Origin of the sequence: Pantoea sp. BL1 (assembly GCF_000963985.1) — a bacterium.
Lineage (GTDB): Bacteria > Pseudomonadota > Gammaproteobacteria > Enterobacterales > Enterobacteriaceae > Pantoea > Pantoea rwandensis_B.
The window spans coordinates 46,489-59,618 of sequence record NZ_JZRH01000055.1 but is presented as its reverse complement, the minus strand read 5'-3'; the positions used below and the strand labels follow the sequence as shown (position 1 = coordinate 59,618).

11 protein-coding genes are annotated in these 13,130 nt (G+C 53.2%); all 11 read right to left on the bottom strand.

Going from position 1 to position 13,130, the window contains the following annotated elements:
* Window positions 1-67: 67 nt before the first annotated feature.
* The 11 genes from kdsB to serC all read right to left on the bottom strand — a co-directional run bounded on the left by kdsB (window position 68) and on the right by serC (window position 13,070).
* Complete coding sequence (gene kdsB, locus VH86_RS21970; protein WP_038647807.1) at window positions 68-817, bottom strand: 3-deoxy-manno-octulosonate cytidylyltransferase; 750 nt, start codon at window positions 815-817, stop codon at window positions 68-70.
* Complete coding sequence (locus tag VH86_RS21965; RefSeq protein ID WP_007887424.1) at window positions 814-996, bottom strand: Trm112 family protein; 183 nt, start codon at window positions 994-996, stop codon at window positions 814-816. The genes kdsB and VH86_RS21965 overlap by 4 nt, the downstream gene beginning before the upstream one ends.
* Window positions 997-1,090: 94 nt before the next feature.
* Complete coding sequence (locus tag VH86_RS21960; protein WP_045834101.1) at window positions 1,091-2,308, bottom strand: winged helix-turn-helix domain-containing protein; 1,218 nt, start codon at window positions 2,306-2,308, stop codon at window positions 1,091-1,093.
* 23 nt (window positions 2,309-2,331) lie between these two features.
* Window positions 2,332-3,333, bottom strand: a complete 1,002-nt coding sequence (lpxK, locus tag VH86_RS21955) for a tetraacyldisaccharide 4'-kinase (RefSeq protein ID WP_045834100.1) — start codon at window positions 3,331-3,333, stop codon at window positions 2,332-2,334.
* The gene (msbA, locus tag VH86_RS21950) at window positions 3,330-5,078 is read right to left on the bottom strand and encodes a lipid A ABC transporter ATP-binding protein/permease MsbA (RefSeq protein WP_045816269.1); all 1,749 of its coding nucleotides are present in this window, start codon (window positions 5,076-5,078) and stop codon (window positions 3,330-3,332) included. Before msbA ends, lpxK begins: the two co-directional genes overlap by 4 nt.
* Before the next feature lie 34 nt (window positions 5,079-5,112).
* Window positions 5,113-7,371, bottom strand: a complete 2,259-nt coding sequence (locus VH86_RS21945; protein WP_045834099.1) for a DNA internalization-related competence protein ComEC/Rec2 — start codon at window positions 7,369-7,371, stop codon at window positions 5,113-5,115.
* A 200-nt stretch (window positions 7,372-7,571) separates the two neighbouring features.
* A complete protein-coding gene (ihfB, locus tag VH86_RS21940; RefSeq protein WP_003849360.1) occupies window positions 7,572-7,856 on the bottom strand; it encodes an integration host factor subunit beta in 285 nt (94 codons plus the stop codon).
* Window positions 7,857-7,942: 86 nt separating this feature from the next.
* Window positions 7,943-9,616: a 30S ribosomal protein S1 gene (gene rpsA, locus VH86_RS21935; RefSeq protein ID WP_034820570.1), complete on the bottom strand. Its 1,674-nt coding sequence runs from the start codon at window positions 9,614-9,616 to the stop codon at window positions 7,943-7,945.
* Window positions 9,617-9,738: 122 nt separating this feature from the next.
* Complete coding sequence (cmk, locus tag VH86_RS21930; protein WP_045834098.1) at window positions 9,739-10,419, bottom strand: (d)CMP kinase; 681 nt, start codon at window positions 10,417-10,419, stop codon at window positions 9,739-9,741.
* 197 nt (window positions 10,420-10,616) lie between these two features.
* The gene (gene aroA, locus VH86_RS21925; protein WP_045834097.1) at window positions 10,617-11,903 is read right to left on the bottom strand and encodes a 3-phosphoshikimate 1-carboxyvinyltransferase; all 1,287 of its coding nucleotides are present in this window, start codon (window positions 11,901-11,903) and stop codon (window positions 10,617-10,619) included.
* An 81-nt stretch (window positions 11,904-11,984) separates the two neighbouring features.
* A complete protein-coding gene (serC, locus tag VH86_RS21920; RefSeq protein ID WP_045816273.1) occupies window positions 11,985-13,070 on the bottom strand; it encodes a 3-phosphoserine/phosphohydroxythreonine transaminase in 1,086 nt (361 codons plus the stop codon).
* Window positions 13,071-13,130: the final 60 nt, after the last annotated feature.

Here is a 13,130-nt window from a genome sequence, read left to right as displayed (position 1 = left end):
ATGGTGGCGCGAAACTTAGCGCCAGATCAAACTTTATGGCCAGCGCGAGCGGCTGGCCGGTCGGGCTTTACCCCTGCATAGCCGCACGAACACGAACCAGATCCTCTGGTGTGTCCACGCCAACGCTTGGCACGGTTTGCGCTACGGCAACGTGAATCTTCTCGCCGTACCACAGCACGCGCAACTGCTCCAGCAATTCAATCTGCTCTAACGGGCAAGGTTCCCACGCAATGTAACGTCGGATAAAGCCAGCGCGATAGGCGTAAATGCCAATGTGACGCAGCAAAGTGTCGCCAATCTGTTCGCGCGATTTCGCATAGCGCTCGCGATCCCACGGAATGGTGGCGCGTGAGAAGTAAAGTGCATAGCCTTTCGCGTCCATGACCACTTTAACCGCGTTGGGGTTAAAGGCCTCTTCTGCATCGGTAATCGGCACGGCTAATGTCGCCATCCCCGCATCGGCCTGCGCCAGATTATCGGCGACCTGGCGCACGATTTCTGCCGGAATCATCGGCTCGTCGCCCTGCACGTTGACGATAATGGTGTCATCGGCAAACTGATATTTCTCAATCACTTCCGCCAGACGCTCGGTGCCCGACTGGTGATCTGCGCGCGTCATGCACACTTCTCCACCGGCGGCCTTGACCGCAGCAGCCACTTCGGGATGATCGGTCGCCACAATCACACGATCGGCACCCGACTCGCGTGCACGCTCCATCACGTGTACGACCATCGGTTTACCGTGAATATCCACCAGCGGTTTGCCGGGCAGGCGCGTTGATGCGTAACGCGCCGGAATAATGGCGACAAAACTCATGGATGGATCTCTTCAACAGACAGGGTACGTGCTTCCACTTCCAGCAATACCGGAATGCCATCGCGCACCGGGTAAGCCAGGCCGTCTGGTTTACAAATCAGCTCCTGCTGCTCTTTGTTGAAATACAGTTTTCCGTTGCAAACCGGACAGGCAACAATCTCAAGTAAACGGTGATCCATAATTTTCTCCTTTCAGCACCGATTTGTCTGGCGCCTAGCATACCATAGCGCACCCGAAGCACAGTGCGCCGGGCGCGGCATTATTACGATGAACTTAATCGTTGATAACCCAACGGTGCGTCCAGACAGCAAGCAGTTCGGCAGGGGCATTTTCAACGATGACCTCATCGGCACCTTGCCATTGTGCAAAGCGACTGATGGCTTTTTGCACATCACTCAGAAAGGCCTGGGTGACACGCACGCCCGGCTCAAGCCAGAATGCGCGAATAATCAGCTGCTGCGCCTGGCGGTCCATCTTTGCATCAATACGCGCTTCGAGTGCACCTCGGTGTAACACCGGCAGAACAAAGTAACCATAGACGCGCTTCTCAGCGGGGGTATAGCACTCAATGCGGTAATCGAAATTAAACAACTCCAGTGCACGTCGGCGATCCCATACCACCGGATCGAACGGTGACAACAAGGCCGTGTGGGTGGCGCTGGGCATTTTGTCCAGCAGAGGTAACAAGCTCGTATGCAGCCACATCTCACCGAGCTGTTCCACCTCAACGCACACGATTTCGCCTTGTGCTTCGGCATCCTTAATCCAGGATTGCAGGGGGGCACGCTTCAGTCGATAGTAATCGGCCAACCAACTGGCGCGAAATATACCCAGGCTGCGAGCACTGTACCCCAGCATCGCCTGTACCGCTTCCGCTTCACTGAGTGCATGTTGTTCATCATCCCAATCAGGCATCACTCGCGTTCTCAGATCGTACACACGCTGGAAATTACGGCGCTCGACCACCATCAACTCACCTGCGCTGAACAAGTTTTCCAGATGCCGCTTGTGGGGTTTCCAGGCCCACCAGCCGGGTTTAGTGTGCTTATCACTGGCAAAATCAGCCGCGCGTACCGGGCCATTTTCGGCGATGTGATTGAGTAAGGCAGCAATTTCCTGCTGATGTTCGTTTACCCACTGCTCGTTATATTTCCATCCCAGCCGCTGCGGCTCCAGCATGCGATGGCGCAGCAACGGGTAATCTTCGAAGGGGATAAAACAGGCTTCGTGCGCCCAATACTCAAACAGCGCACCGGAGGCCAATGTATCTTCCAGCCACTGTGTGGGATAAGCGCCAAGGCGGCTGAACAGCACCAGATAAGGGCTGCGGGCGACGACATTGATGGTGTCGATTTGCAGCAGTGACATCTGCCGCACGCAGGCATGGATATCGGCCAGGCGGGCGCGGCGGCTCGGTGGGCGTAACAACCCCTGAGCAGCCAGGTGTAAATGACGAGCAGTTTGTAATGAAAGGGACGATGATGTGGTCATGACTCGATTCCCTTTGAGCAGGTTTAGCGCGAACGGGAGTCGCGCGCAGTCGTGCAGAGTTGGGTCACATCGGCGAGTAAAGCATCAAGGGATGCCCCCGACAAATCGGCATCAACCGGTAGATACCACCAGTTGTCACGTGCAAAACTACGGCATTTTACTGCGTCTTTTTCGGTCATCAGCAGGCATTGATGAGTTTGCGTCAAACGCTGCAACTCCTCTTCGCTATAAGCATGGTGATCGGCAAACGCGATTTCTGCCACCGGCTGGATACCGTGCTGCTGCAACGTATTGAAGAACCGCGGCGGATGACCAATACCGGCCATCGCCACCGTTTCTGGCAATTGATCGAGGTTCGCTGTCTCACCGTTCACCAGATTGATCGCCTTACCGGGACGCAACGTCATGGCGATCTCACCGGCTTGCGCCTCTCCACCATTAACGATGATGGCATTGACGCTCTGCAGCCGGGATGCGCGCTCACGCATCGGACCTGCGGGCAGCCACCAGCCATTACCGAAGCGACGGACACCATCCACCACCACGATTTCACGATCGCGCTGCAACGCGTAATGTTGCAGCCCGTCGTCGGTAATGATTACATCCAGATCCTGTGCGGCCAACAGTCCTTCTACCGCCATACGGCGTTGAGGTGCGACGGCTACCGGCACCTGAGTACGCTGCGCGATTAACACCGGCTCGTCGCCGGCTTGTGATGTCGGGGTATCGGCCGTCACCAGCAGGGGATAACGCTCAGCCTTTCCACCATAACCGCGTGAGACAACGCCAACGCGCAGGCCACGCTGTTGCAGCGCCTGAACCAGCCAAATCACCACCGGGGTTTTACCGTTGCCGCCAGCCGTCAGATTACCCACCACAATCACCGGGCAAGGCGCACGCCAGCTTTTACGCCAGCCACGCTGATAGCTGAGGCGTATCAAACTGCTGATTGCCCCATACAGCAAACTCAGTGGCCACAATAGTAGCCACAGTGGCGAGCGCCCGCTCCAGATGCGTTCAATCATTGACCAAACTGCAGTTTGTGAAGCTGAGCATAGGCACCCTTTTCGGCCAGCAGCACGCTGTGCGTACCGCGCTCAACGATACGACCATCTTCGACGACCACGATTTCATCGGCTTTTTCGATGGTCGACAGGCGGTGCGCGATAACCAGCGAAGTGCGGTTTTTCTGCAGCTCATCCAGAGCGGCCTGAATCGCGCGCTCGGATTCGGTATCCAGTGCTGAGGTCGCTTCATCGAGGATCAGAATCGGGCAATCACGCAGCAATGCGCGCGCGATGGCGATACGTTGACGCTGGCCACCAGACAGCAACACGCCGTTCTCACCAATCACGGTATCCAGGCCGTTGTCCATCTTCTTAATGAAGTCCATGGCGTGCGCCATAGTCGCTGCCTGTTCAATCTGTTCGCGGGTGTATTCACCATTACGTGCATAAGCAATGTTATTGGCGATGGTGTCATTGAACAGATGGACATTCTGGGAAACCAGCGCCACCTGATTACGCAGGGAGCGCAAGGTATATTCGCGCAGATCGTGACCGTCGAGCAGAATTTCGCCGGCATCAATATCGTAGAAGCGGGTCAGCAGGCTCGCCATGGTCGATTTACCCGAACCAGAACGCCCTACCAGCGCCACCGTCTTGCCTTCTGGCAGCGACAGATTGATATCACGCAGCGCAGGCACTTCACGGCCGGGATAAGTGAAAGTCACATTGCGGAATTCCACATCGCCTTTGGCACGCGTAATTTCACGCTTGCCATTATCGATTTCCTGCTCGCTATCCAGGATAGAGAACAAGGTCTGACAAGCAGCCATACCGCGCTGGAACTGGGCGTTGACGTTAGTCAGTGACTTCAATGGGCGCATCAAGGCAATCATCGATGAGAACACCACAGTGATGGTACCGGCGGTGAGGGTTTCCATCACGCTAGGGAAACTGGCGGCGTAGAGCACAAACGCCAGGGCCAGAGAAGCAATCAGCTGAATGACCGGATCGGAAATGGAAGAGGCCGACACCAGTTTCATGCCCTGCTGGCGCATTTTGTTGCTCACCAGCGAGAAACGCTGCGCTTCAACATCCTGACCACCGAAGATCAGCACCTCTTTATGCCCTTTCAGCATCTGTTCCGCGCTGGTGGTCACTTGTCCCATGGTGTTCTGCATGTTTTTACTGATGCTGCGGAAGCGTTTGGACACCGTGCGAATCGCAAAGGAAACAATCGGCGCAAGGACAATCAAAATCAACGACAGCTGCCAGCTGTAGTAGAACATCATGATAAACAGGCCAATGATCGAGGCACCTTCGCGTACGACCGTCACCAGTGCACTGGAAGAGGACGAAGCAACTTGCTCGGAATCATAAGTGATGCGTGACAGCAATGTGCCGGTTGATTGCTGGTCAAAGAACGCCACGGGCATGCCCATCATGTGGCCAAACAAGCGGCGACGCATATTCATGACCACGTTGCCCGATACCCAAGAGATGCAATAACTGGAAATGTAGCTGGTCACGCCACGCACCAGCATCAAGCCAATCACCACCAGAGGCATCCAAAGCATGACGGAACGATCGGCCTTACCGAAGCCATCATCCAGTAAAGGTTTCAACAGCGACAACATTAAGGTATCGCCGGCCGCATTAAGAATCAGCGCCACCGCAGACACAAACAGTCCTGCTTTGTGCGGCGCAATCATCGGCCAGAGTCGGCGGAACGTTTGCCACGTTGAGAGATCTTTGTCTTGATGCATTATTTATTCACGCTGTTTGAAATAGCCGCTCATTCTACCTGGATTCACGTTTGACGCCAAACCACTGATGATACCAGCGAGGTTTTATTTGCTCCCTCAATCCCTTAATCTGCCATTCACCCTGCCGAATACCAATGTGGACTTGCCCGGATTGTGCCGTGTCATACCAGATATAGCCCTGTTGGCGATAGCGTTCCACCACTGCGGCGGCTGGCATGCGCCAGGCGTTATAGCGCGCTACCGATGCCACCGCGCCCTTTCCTGCAACACTACGTAACAGTAAAGGCCCCGAAGAGGTTCGGCTACCATGATGTGGGACCTGCATTAACGTGCTGGTGAGCTGAGCTTTCTCTAATGCCACCAATTTTCTTTCTGCTTCTAACTCAATATCCCCGGTGAGCAGCAGGCTGACAGCTCCATCGTCTACACGTACGACACAGGAGTCATTATTTTGCCCTTGCGTATTTCCCGCAGGCGGCCAGAGTGCCGTGAAGGTCAGTTTGCCCCATTGCCACTGCTCTCCTCGCTGACAGGGTAAATGCCCCGCTTCACCCAATGCACTGCGGATCATCATATTGGGATTGGCCTGATGCAGTGAATTCAGCCCACCCCGATGATCCAGATGCTTATGACTTACCACCACCGTGTTTAGCTGTCGTCCCTTATACAGTAACCATGGCAGTATCACGCGCGCGCCCGCATCATCTTCATTCCAGCGTGGACCTGCATCGTACAACACCACTTCGTTACCCTGTGTAATAGCGATGGCCAGGCCATGGCCCACATCCAGCACATCAATCTGCCAGTCATCTTGCTCAGACTGATGACGCCATAACAGAAATGCCAGTGCGCAGCCGCAGCAAAGCATCAGCGTGTTATTCAGCAAACCACTGCGCCACAGAAATAAACCACCCCATAGCAGGGCCACTGCGGGCAAGGCATCATTTAACGGCCACCATCCTGCTGGCAAGTATGCCAGGCCCTGCATAACCTGATTGACAGAAAAATCCGCCAGCCGCCACAGTACTGAAGCGATGGGTTGTATGGGCAGCAAAAGCGCCAGCAGTATCAATGGAACGGTGATAAGCGATACCACCGGCACCGCGATAAGGTTAGCGACCAGTGCACTGAGGCTGATTCCCTGAAATAGAAAAATCTGCAGAGGAGCCATCAGTATCATCATGCCAAGCTGTAAGTGCAGCAATCTCAGCGGCAGCCAGCGCCTGGCCTCACGGTATCGATCCGGCAAGGCAAACCACTGGAACCAGATGATTAACATGGCGACGGCAAGAGCAGAGAGCCAAAAGCTTTCAGATAAGACGGTGAGGGGATCAAGCCAAAGTAGTACCCCCATGCAAAGTGTCCAAATCTGCCAGCCTGTTAACTGCCAGCCAGCGATTCTTATCGTCGTCCACAGTAGTAGCGCGACCAGCGCGCGCTGTGCTGGTGCATGGCTGCCCGACAGCCAGCAGTAGATTGTCGCGGTAATGATGCTCCCCATCAGTGGCAGCAGATAACCGATGGTGTGCGCAGGCTGCAGCAACTGTAAGCCACGTACTATCATCCAGCCAACACTGGCCGCTAGCGCAATATGCATGCCGGAAATCGCCATTAAGTGTGCGGTTCCGGTCTCACGTAATAGTTGTCGCTGAGTTTTGGTCATGTTCTCACGTTCACCAAAAGCCAGCGCCTGCAAAATGGCAGATTGTTGCAGGTGTTCAAAAAGAGGTTGATGATGGCGCATAACCTGCGTTCGCAAATGACAATTTACCGATTCCGCCTGCTGCTTAATGATTCTCCCCTGCAAAGGCGTATGGTTTGCCAGCGCAAAACGTTGGGCATCAAACCCGCCTTCATTCAAACGACCATGCACTGCACGCAAGCGTAAGGTCATTTTCCAGCGCTGCCCCGCACAATACCCCGATTCACCCGGCTCCGCATTAATACTGACAAACAACGGCGGGAACTGATATCGCTCACCCACACGAATAATCTGGGCTTTAAATTGCTGTTGATTTTCCTTCACATCAACAATACGCAGCGTCACTTCGGCTGGCGCCATTGAAAGCTGGTCAATCACATTCAGCATCTGTCTCGCTTCCAGTAGCGCCCACGCCAGAAGCAGGATACCCATGCCAATAAGACGCAGCCCAGCCCAAGGCAGGGATGCCACAATCAGTGCTAATAGCACCATCACTGCAATCATTCCCATGGTCGGTATTTGAGGTAGCAAACCTAATGGTAGCGCTGCCAGGATCATGATTCTGGCTACTGCAATCCCTGTTATACGCATCACTTTTCTCCCGCAATGGGCACCAGTTTGCGTGCAATTGGCAGGAATAGCTTTCAGGAATGGGGAGAGCTGGATTACGGATGCCAAAAAATCGGCGTGGTTTTCATTGTTGATGTGGGTTTAGGAATCATGTTCACAACAATGAATTTAGAGCAAAAAAAACGACACCCGGAGGTGTCGCTTTGTCGTTCGGTAACGGCTTAGCCGTAGATATTTGCACGGTCACGCAATTCTTTGCCCGGCTTGAAGTGGGGAACGTATTTACCTTCCAGATCCACTTTGTCACCCGTTTTCGGGTTACGACCAGTGCGCGGTGCGCGGTAGTGCAAAGAAAAGCTGCCGAATCCCCGGATTTCAATGCGCTCGCCCTGTGCCAACGTAGTGGCCATGTGCTCGAGCATCTCTTTAACTGCATCCTCAACGACTTTCGCCGGAATATGAGTATGCTGTCCAGCAAGTCTTTCAATAAGTTCTGACTTGGTCATGTAACCTCCGGTTAATCCTTAATGGGAAAGGTATGACAGCTTTTACCGAAACCGGACGATTGACATCGTCCGGTGCCTCGGGTCGATTACTCGCCTTTAGCCGCTTTGAACGCTTCAGCCATAGCGCTAGAGAAGTTGCTTTCTTCCTGTTTGGTGTTAACAGTGTTGATAGCTTCTTTCTCATCAGCCTGGTCTTTAGCACGAACAGACAGGCTTACAACGCGGTTCTTACGGTCAACGCCGGTGAATTTAGCTTCAACGTCGTCACCAACACTCAGAACCAGAGTTGCGTCTTCGATACGGTCCAGTGAAGCTTCTGAAGCGCGCAGGTAACCTTCAACGCCATCAGCCAATTCTACTGTAGCACCTTTAGCATCTACTGCAGTGACTTTACCGTTAACGATAGCGCCTTTCTTGTTCAGGGTGATGTAGTTGTTGAATGGATCTTCAGCCAACTGCTTCACGCCCAGAGAGATGCGCTCGCGCTCTGCATCAACCTGCAGTACAACGGCAGCGATTTCGTCGCCTTTTTTGTACTCACGAACGGCTTCTTCGCCAGTCGCGTTCCAGGAGATGTCTGACAGGTGAACCAGACCGTCGATGCCACCGTCCAGGCCGATGAAGATACCGAAGTCAGTGATTGACTTGATTTTACCTTCAACGCGATCGCCTTTGTTGTGGGTCTCAGCGAACTGCTGCCATGGGTTGTTTTTGCACTGCTTCAGACCCAGGGAGATACGACGACGTTCTTCGTCGATGTCCAGAACCATAACTTCAACAACATCGCCCACGTTAACAACTTTAGATGGGTGAATGTTTTTGTTGGTCCAGTCCATTTCAGAAACGTGTACCAGGCCTTCAACGCCTTCTTCGATTTCAACGAAGCAGCCGTAATCGGTCAGGTTGGTTACACGGCCAGTCAGCTTGGTGCCTTCTGGGTAACGCTTAGCGATAGCAACCCATGGATCTTCGCCCAGCTGTTTCAGGCCGAGGGATACACGAGTACGCTCGCGGTCGAATTTCAGCACTTTAACAGTGATTTCGTCGCCCACGTTGACGATTTCGCTCGGATGCTTAACGCGTTTCCAAGCCATGTCAGTGATGTGCAGCAGGCCGTCAACGCCACCCAGATCCACGAATGCGCCGTAGTCAGTGAGGTTCTTAACGATACCTTTAACTTCCATGCCTTCCTGCAGGTTTTCCAGCAGCTGATCGCGTTCAGCGCTGTTTTCAGATTCGATAACTGCGCGGCGAGAAACCACCACGTTGTTACGTTTCTGATCAAGCTTGATGACTTTGAACTCAAGCTCTTTGCCTTCCAGGTGCAGAGTATCGCGAACCGGACGAACGTCAACCAGTGAACCTGGCAGGAACGCACGAATACCGTTCAGCTCAACTGTGAAGCCACCTTTAACTTTGCCGTTGATAACACCGGTAACAGTTTCAGCTTCTTCGTAAGCTTTTTCCAGCGTGATCCAAGCTTCGTGACGCTTAGCTTTCTCACGGGACAGCAGGGTTTCACCGAAGCCGTCTTCAACTGCGTCAAGCGCAACGTCAACTTCGTCGCCAACCTGGATTTCCAGTTCGCCGGCTGCGTTCTTGAACTGCTCTGCAGGAATTGCAGACTCAGATTTCAGACCCGCATCAACCAGGACTACGTCTTTGTCGATAGAGACAACAACGCCACGAACGATGGAACCCGGACGGGTTTCGATTTCTTTCAGTGATTCTTCAAATAGTTGAGCAAAAGATTCAGTCATATTGATAATCTTAGGATTCTTCAATTTAACGTCCACCTGACGTCATTGTCGGATGGGGTTGTTTCACATGCCCAGCACCGGATCCCTGGTACAGGGTTACAGCAATTCAGTTACCGAATAGATTAAATGCCCAGCTTTTGGCGGGCATAATCAAGTGCCTTTTCAATCACTTGCTCAATGGACATGCTGGTCGAATCCAGCACCAGAGCATCAGAAGCAGGCACTAAAGGCGCGATTGCACGATTACGATCGCGGTCGTCGCGTTCCTTTATCTCGGATAAAAGGCGATCAAAGTTAACATTAAAGCCCTTCTCCTGCAACTGTAGCATACGCCGATGAGCACGCTCTTCTGAACTTGCATCAAGGAAGATTTTTACCGGTGCATCGGGGAACACGACTGTGCCCATATCACGGCCATCTGCAATTAAACCCGGCTCTTCACGGAATGCTCGCTGACGACGCAGCAATGCTTCACGCACGCGTGGGAAGGCAGCAACCCGCGAAGCCGTATTACTCACTTCCTGCGTGCGGATTTCACCGGTCACATCCTCACCTTCTAAAATGACCTGCATCTCACCTTCTACGGACAAGAAACGTACGTCAAGGTGAGCGGCCATAGGCACTAATGCTTCTTCGGATTCAATATCCACCTGATGATGAAGTGCAGCCAATGCAAGTACGCGATAAATGGCACCAGAATCCAGCAAGTGCCACTGCAATGACTCCGCCATCGCTTTACACAAAGTCCCTTTACCTGCGCCACTTGGGCCATCAATGGTAATTACCGGGGCGATTGCCGTCATTGTTCTCTCCTGTTGCTGCGTGCTTATTATCAGCCTTCTTGGCTGTTTGAATGCGCGGCATTATACGCTGCCCGCGTCAGGTTAGTTACCCTTTAGCGTAGACAGCGCCAGAATTTTCGACAGATTCAGAAGAATTTCCGCCCAATAAGGCCACAATAGAGCGAGGAAACCCGGCACAAGCGTACCGGGTAGCGGGATCAAGAAGTCTGGCTGATTTTAGCCAACTGCTGGAAGTAATCCGGGAAGGTTTTAGCTGTGCAGCCTGGATCAAGAATGGTGACAGGCGTGTCCGATAACGCCACGAGAGCAAAGCACATCGCCATACGGTGATCGTTATAAGTGCCAATATCCGCATGCTGAAGCTGAGCCGGTGGAGTGACACGAATGAAATCGTGACCCTCTTCGACTTCCGCACCCACTTTGCGCAGTTCGGTCGCCATCGCCGCTAAACGGTCGGTCTCTTTTACGCGCCAGTTGTAAATGTTACGCATCAAGGTCGTGCCTTCCGCGAACAACGCCGTGGTGGCAATGGTCATCGCCGCATCAGGAATATGGTTCATGTCCATATCAATCGCGGAGAGAGAACCTCGTGTGCAGGCAATATAGTCATCACCCCATTCAATCACCGCGCCCATTTTTTCCAGCACATCGGCAAAACGGATGTCGCCCTGAACGCTATTACGGCCAATCCCGGTTACGCGAACCGTTCCACCTTTAATGGCAGCGGCGGCGAGGAAATAAGAGGCAGATGAGGCATCGCCCTCCACCAGATAATCGCCCGGAGATTGGTACTGTTGCTGGCCTTTCACCACAAAGCGCTGGTAGTTCTGGTTATCGACTTCGACACCAAAACAACGCATCAGGTGCAGTGTAATATCAATGTACGGCTTAGAAACCAGATCACCTTTGATGGTAATCACAGTATCTTTCGGTGCCAGCGGCGCGGTCATCAGCAACGCTGTCAGGAACTGGCTGGAAACACTGCCATCCACACTGACTTCACCACCGACAAACCCACCGTTCAGACGCAGCGGCGGATAATCCGTCTGCTCCAGGTAATCAATATTGGCTCCGCCCTGACGCAACGCATCCACCAGATGACCAATTGGGCGCTCTTTCATGCGAGGTTCGCCAGTCAGTACAATCGACTGTTGACCCAGGCACAGTGCGGCAGCCAGCGGACGCATGGCAGTACCCGCGTTGCCCAGAAAGAGTTCCAGAGCCTGATTACTGTGCAGCGGACCTGCATTTCCCACCACTTCGCACACGGTACGATCAGCAGAGAGCGTGTAGTTAACGCCCAGCGCCTTCAGCGCATTCAGCATGTGTTTGACATCATCGCTATCCAGCAAATTAGTCAGGCGAGTTGTGCCATTTGCCAGCGCAGCCAGTAACAATGCGCGGTTAGAAACGCTTTTTGAACCCGGTAAGTTTACCGTGCCGTCAACGCGAGCAATCGGTTGTAGAGTCAGGGAGTCCTGCATGTGAAACCAAATCTCCAGAAAAGACAAAACCCCGTGACAGAACGGGGCCAGTGGCCAGCCAGGCTGGCCTGTGTTGATTAATTAGCCGTGACGACGTTCAAAGTCGATCATGAACTCAGTCAGGGCTTTCACCCCTTCCAGCGGCATCGCATTGTAGATCGATGCACGCATACCGCCAACGACGCGATGCCCTTTCAGTGCATGCAGGCCAGCCTGCAGCGACTCGTCAAGAAACACCTTATCCAGCGCGGCATCAGCCAGCTGGAACGGCACGTTCATACGTGAACGGTTCGCAGCAGCAACATCGTTACGGTAGAAGCTGCTGTTATCAATGACGCCATACAGCAAGTCAGCTTTTGCCTGATTAACCTTATCCATCTCAGCAACACCACCCTTCTCTTTCAGCCATTTAAATACCAGGCCAGAGAGGTACCAGGCAAAAGTCGGCGGTGTATTGAACATGGATTCGTTTTCAGCCAGTACCTTGTAATCAAGGATAGACGGCACATAACGCTGCGCCTTGCCCAGCAGATCCTCACGCACCACCACCAGCGTTAATCCCGCTGGGCCGATGTTTTTCTGAGCGCCTGCGTAGATCACACCGTAACGGCTGACATCAATAGGACGAGACATGATGGTTGAAGAAAGATCAGCCACCACGACTTTGTCACCAAAGTCAGGCTCTTCATCGATAGCAATACCATCAATGGTTTCATTCGGGCAGAAATGCACATAAGCGGCATCATCGTTCAACTGCCATTCACGCATTGGTAACAAAGCACGTTTACCGTCAAGCGTGGTTTTGACGTCGATGGTGTTCGGAGAGCAATATTTTTCCGCTTCTTTGATCGCGCTATGTGCCCAGTAGCCACCATCAATGTAGTCAGCGGATTTCGCATCACCTAACAGGTTACCAGGGATAGCTGCGAACTGCGCGCGAGCGCCGCCATGGCAGAATAAAACTTTGTAGTTCGATGGGATCTTCAGCAGATCGCGAAAATCCTGTTCTGCGGCTTCAGCGACAGCAATGAACTCTTTACTGCGATGGCTGATCTCCATTACAGAGGTGCCTAATCCGTGCCAGTTTGTCAGTTCTTGTTCTGCACGACGGAGCACTTCTACCGGCAGCATCGCTGGGCCGGAGCTAAAATTATAAACCTGCGTCATTTCCCCTCACCACTGTCATATCGAACGGTTATGAATACCGTATCGGTTTTATCATTGCCT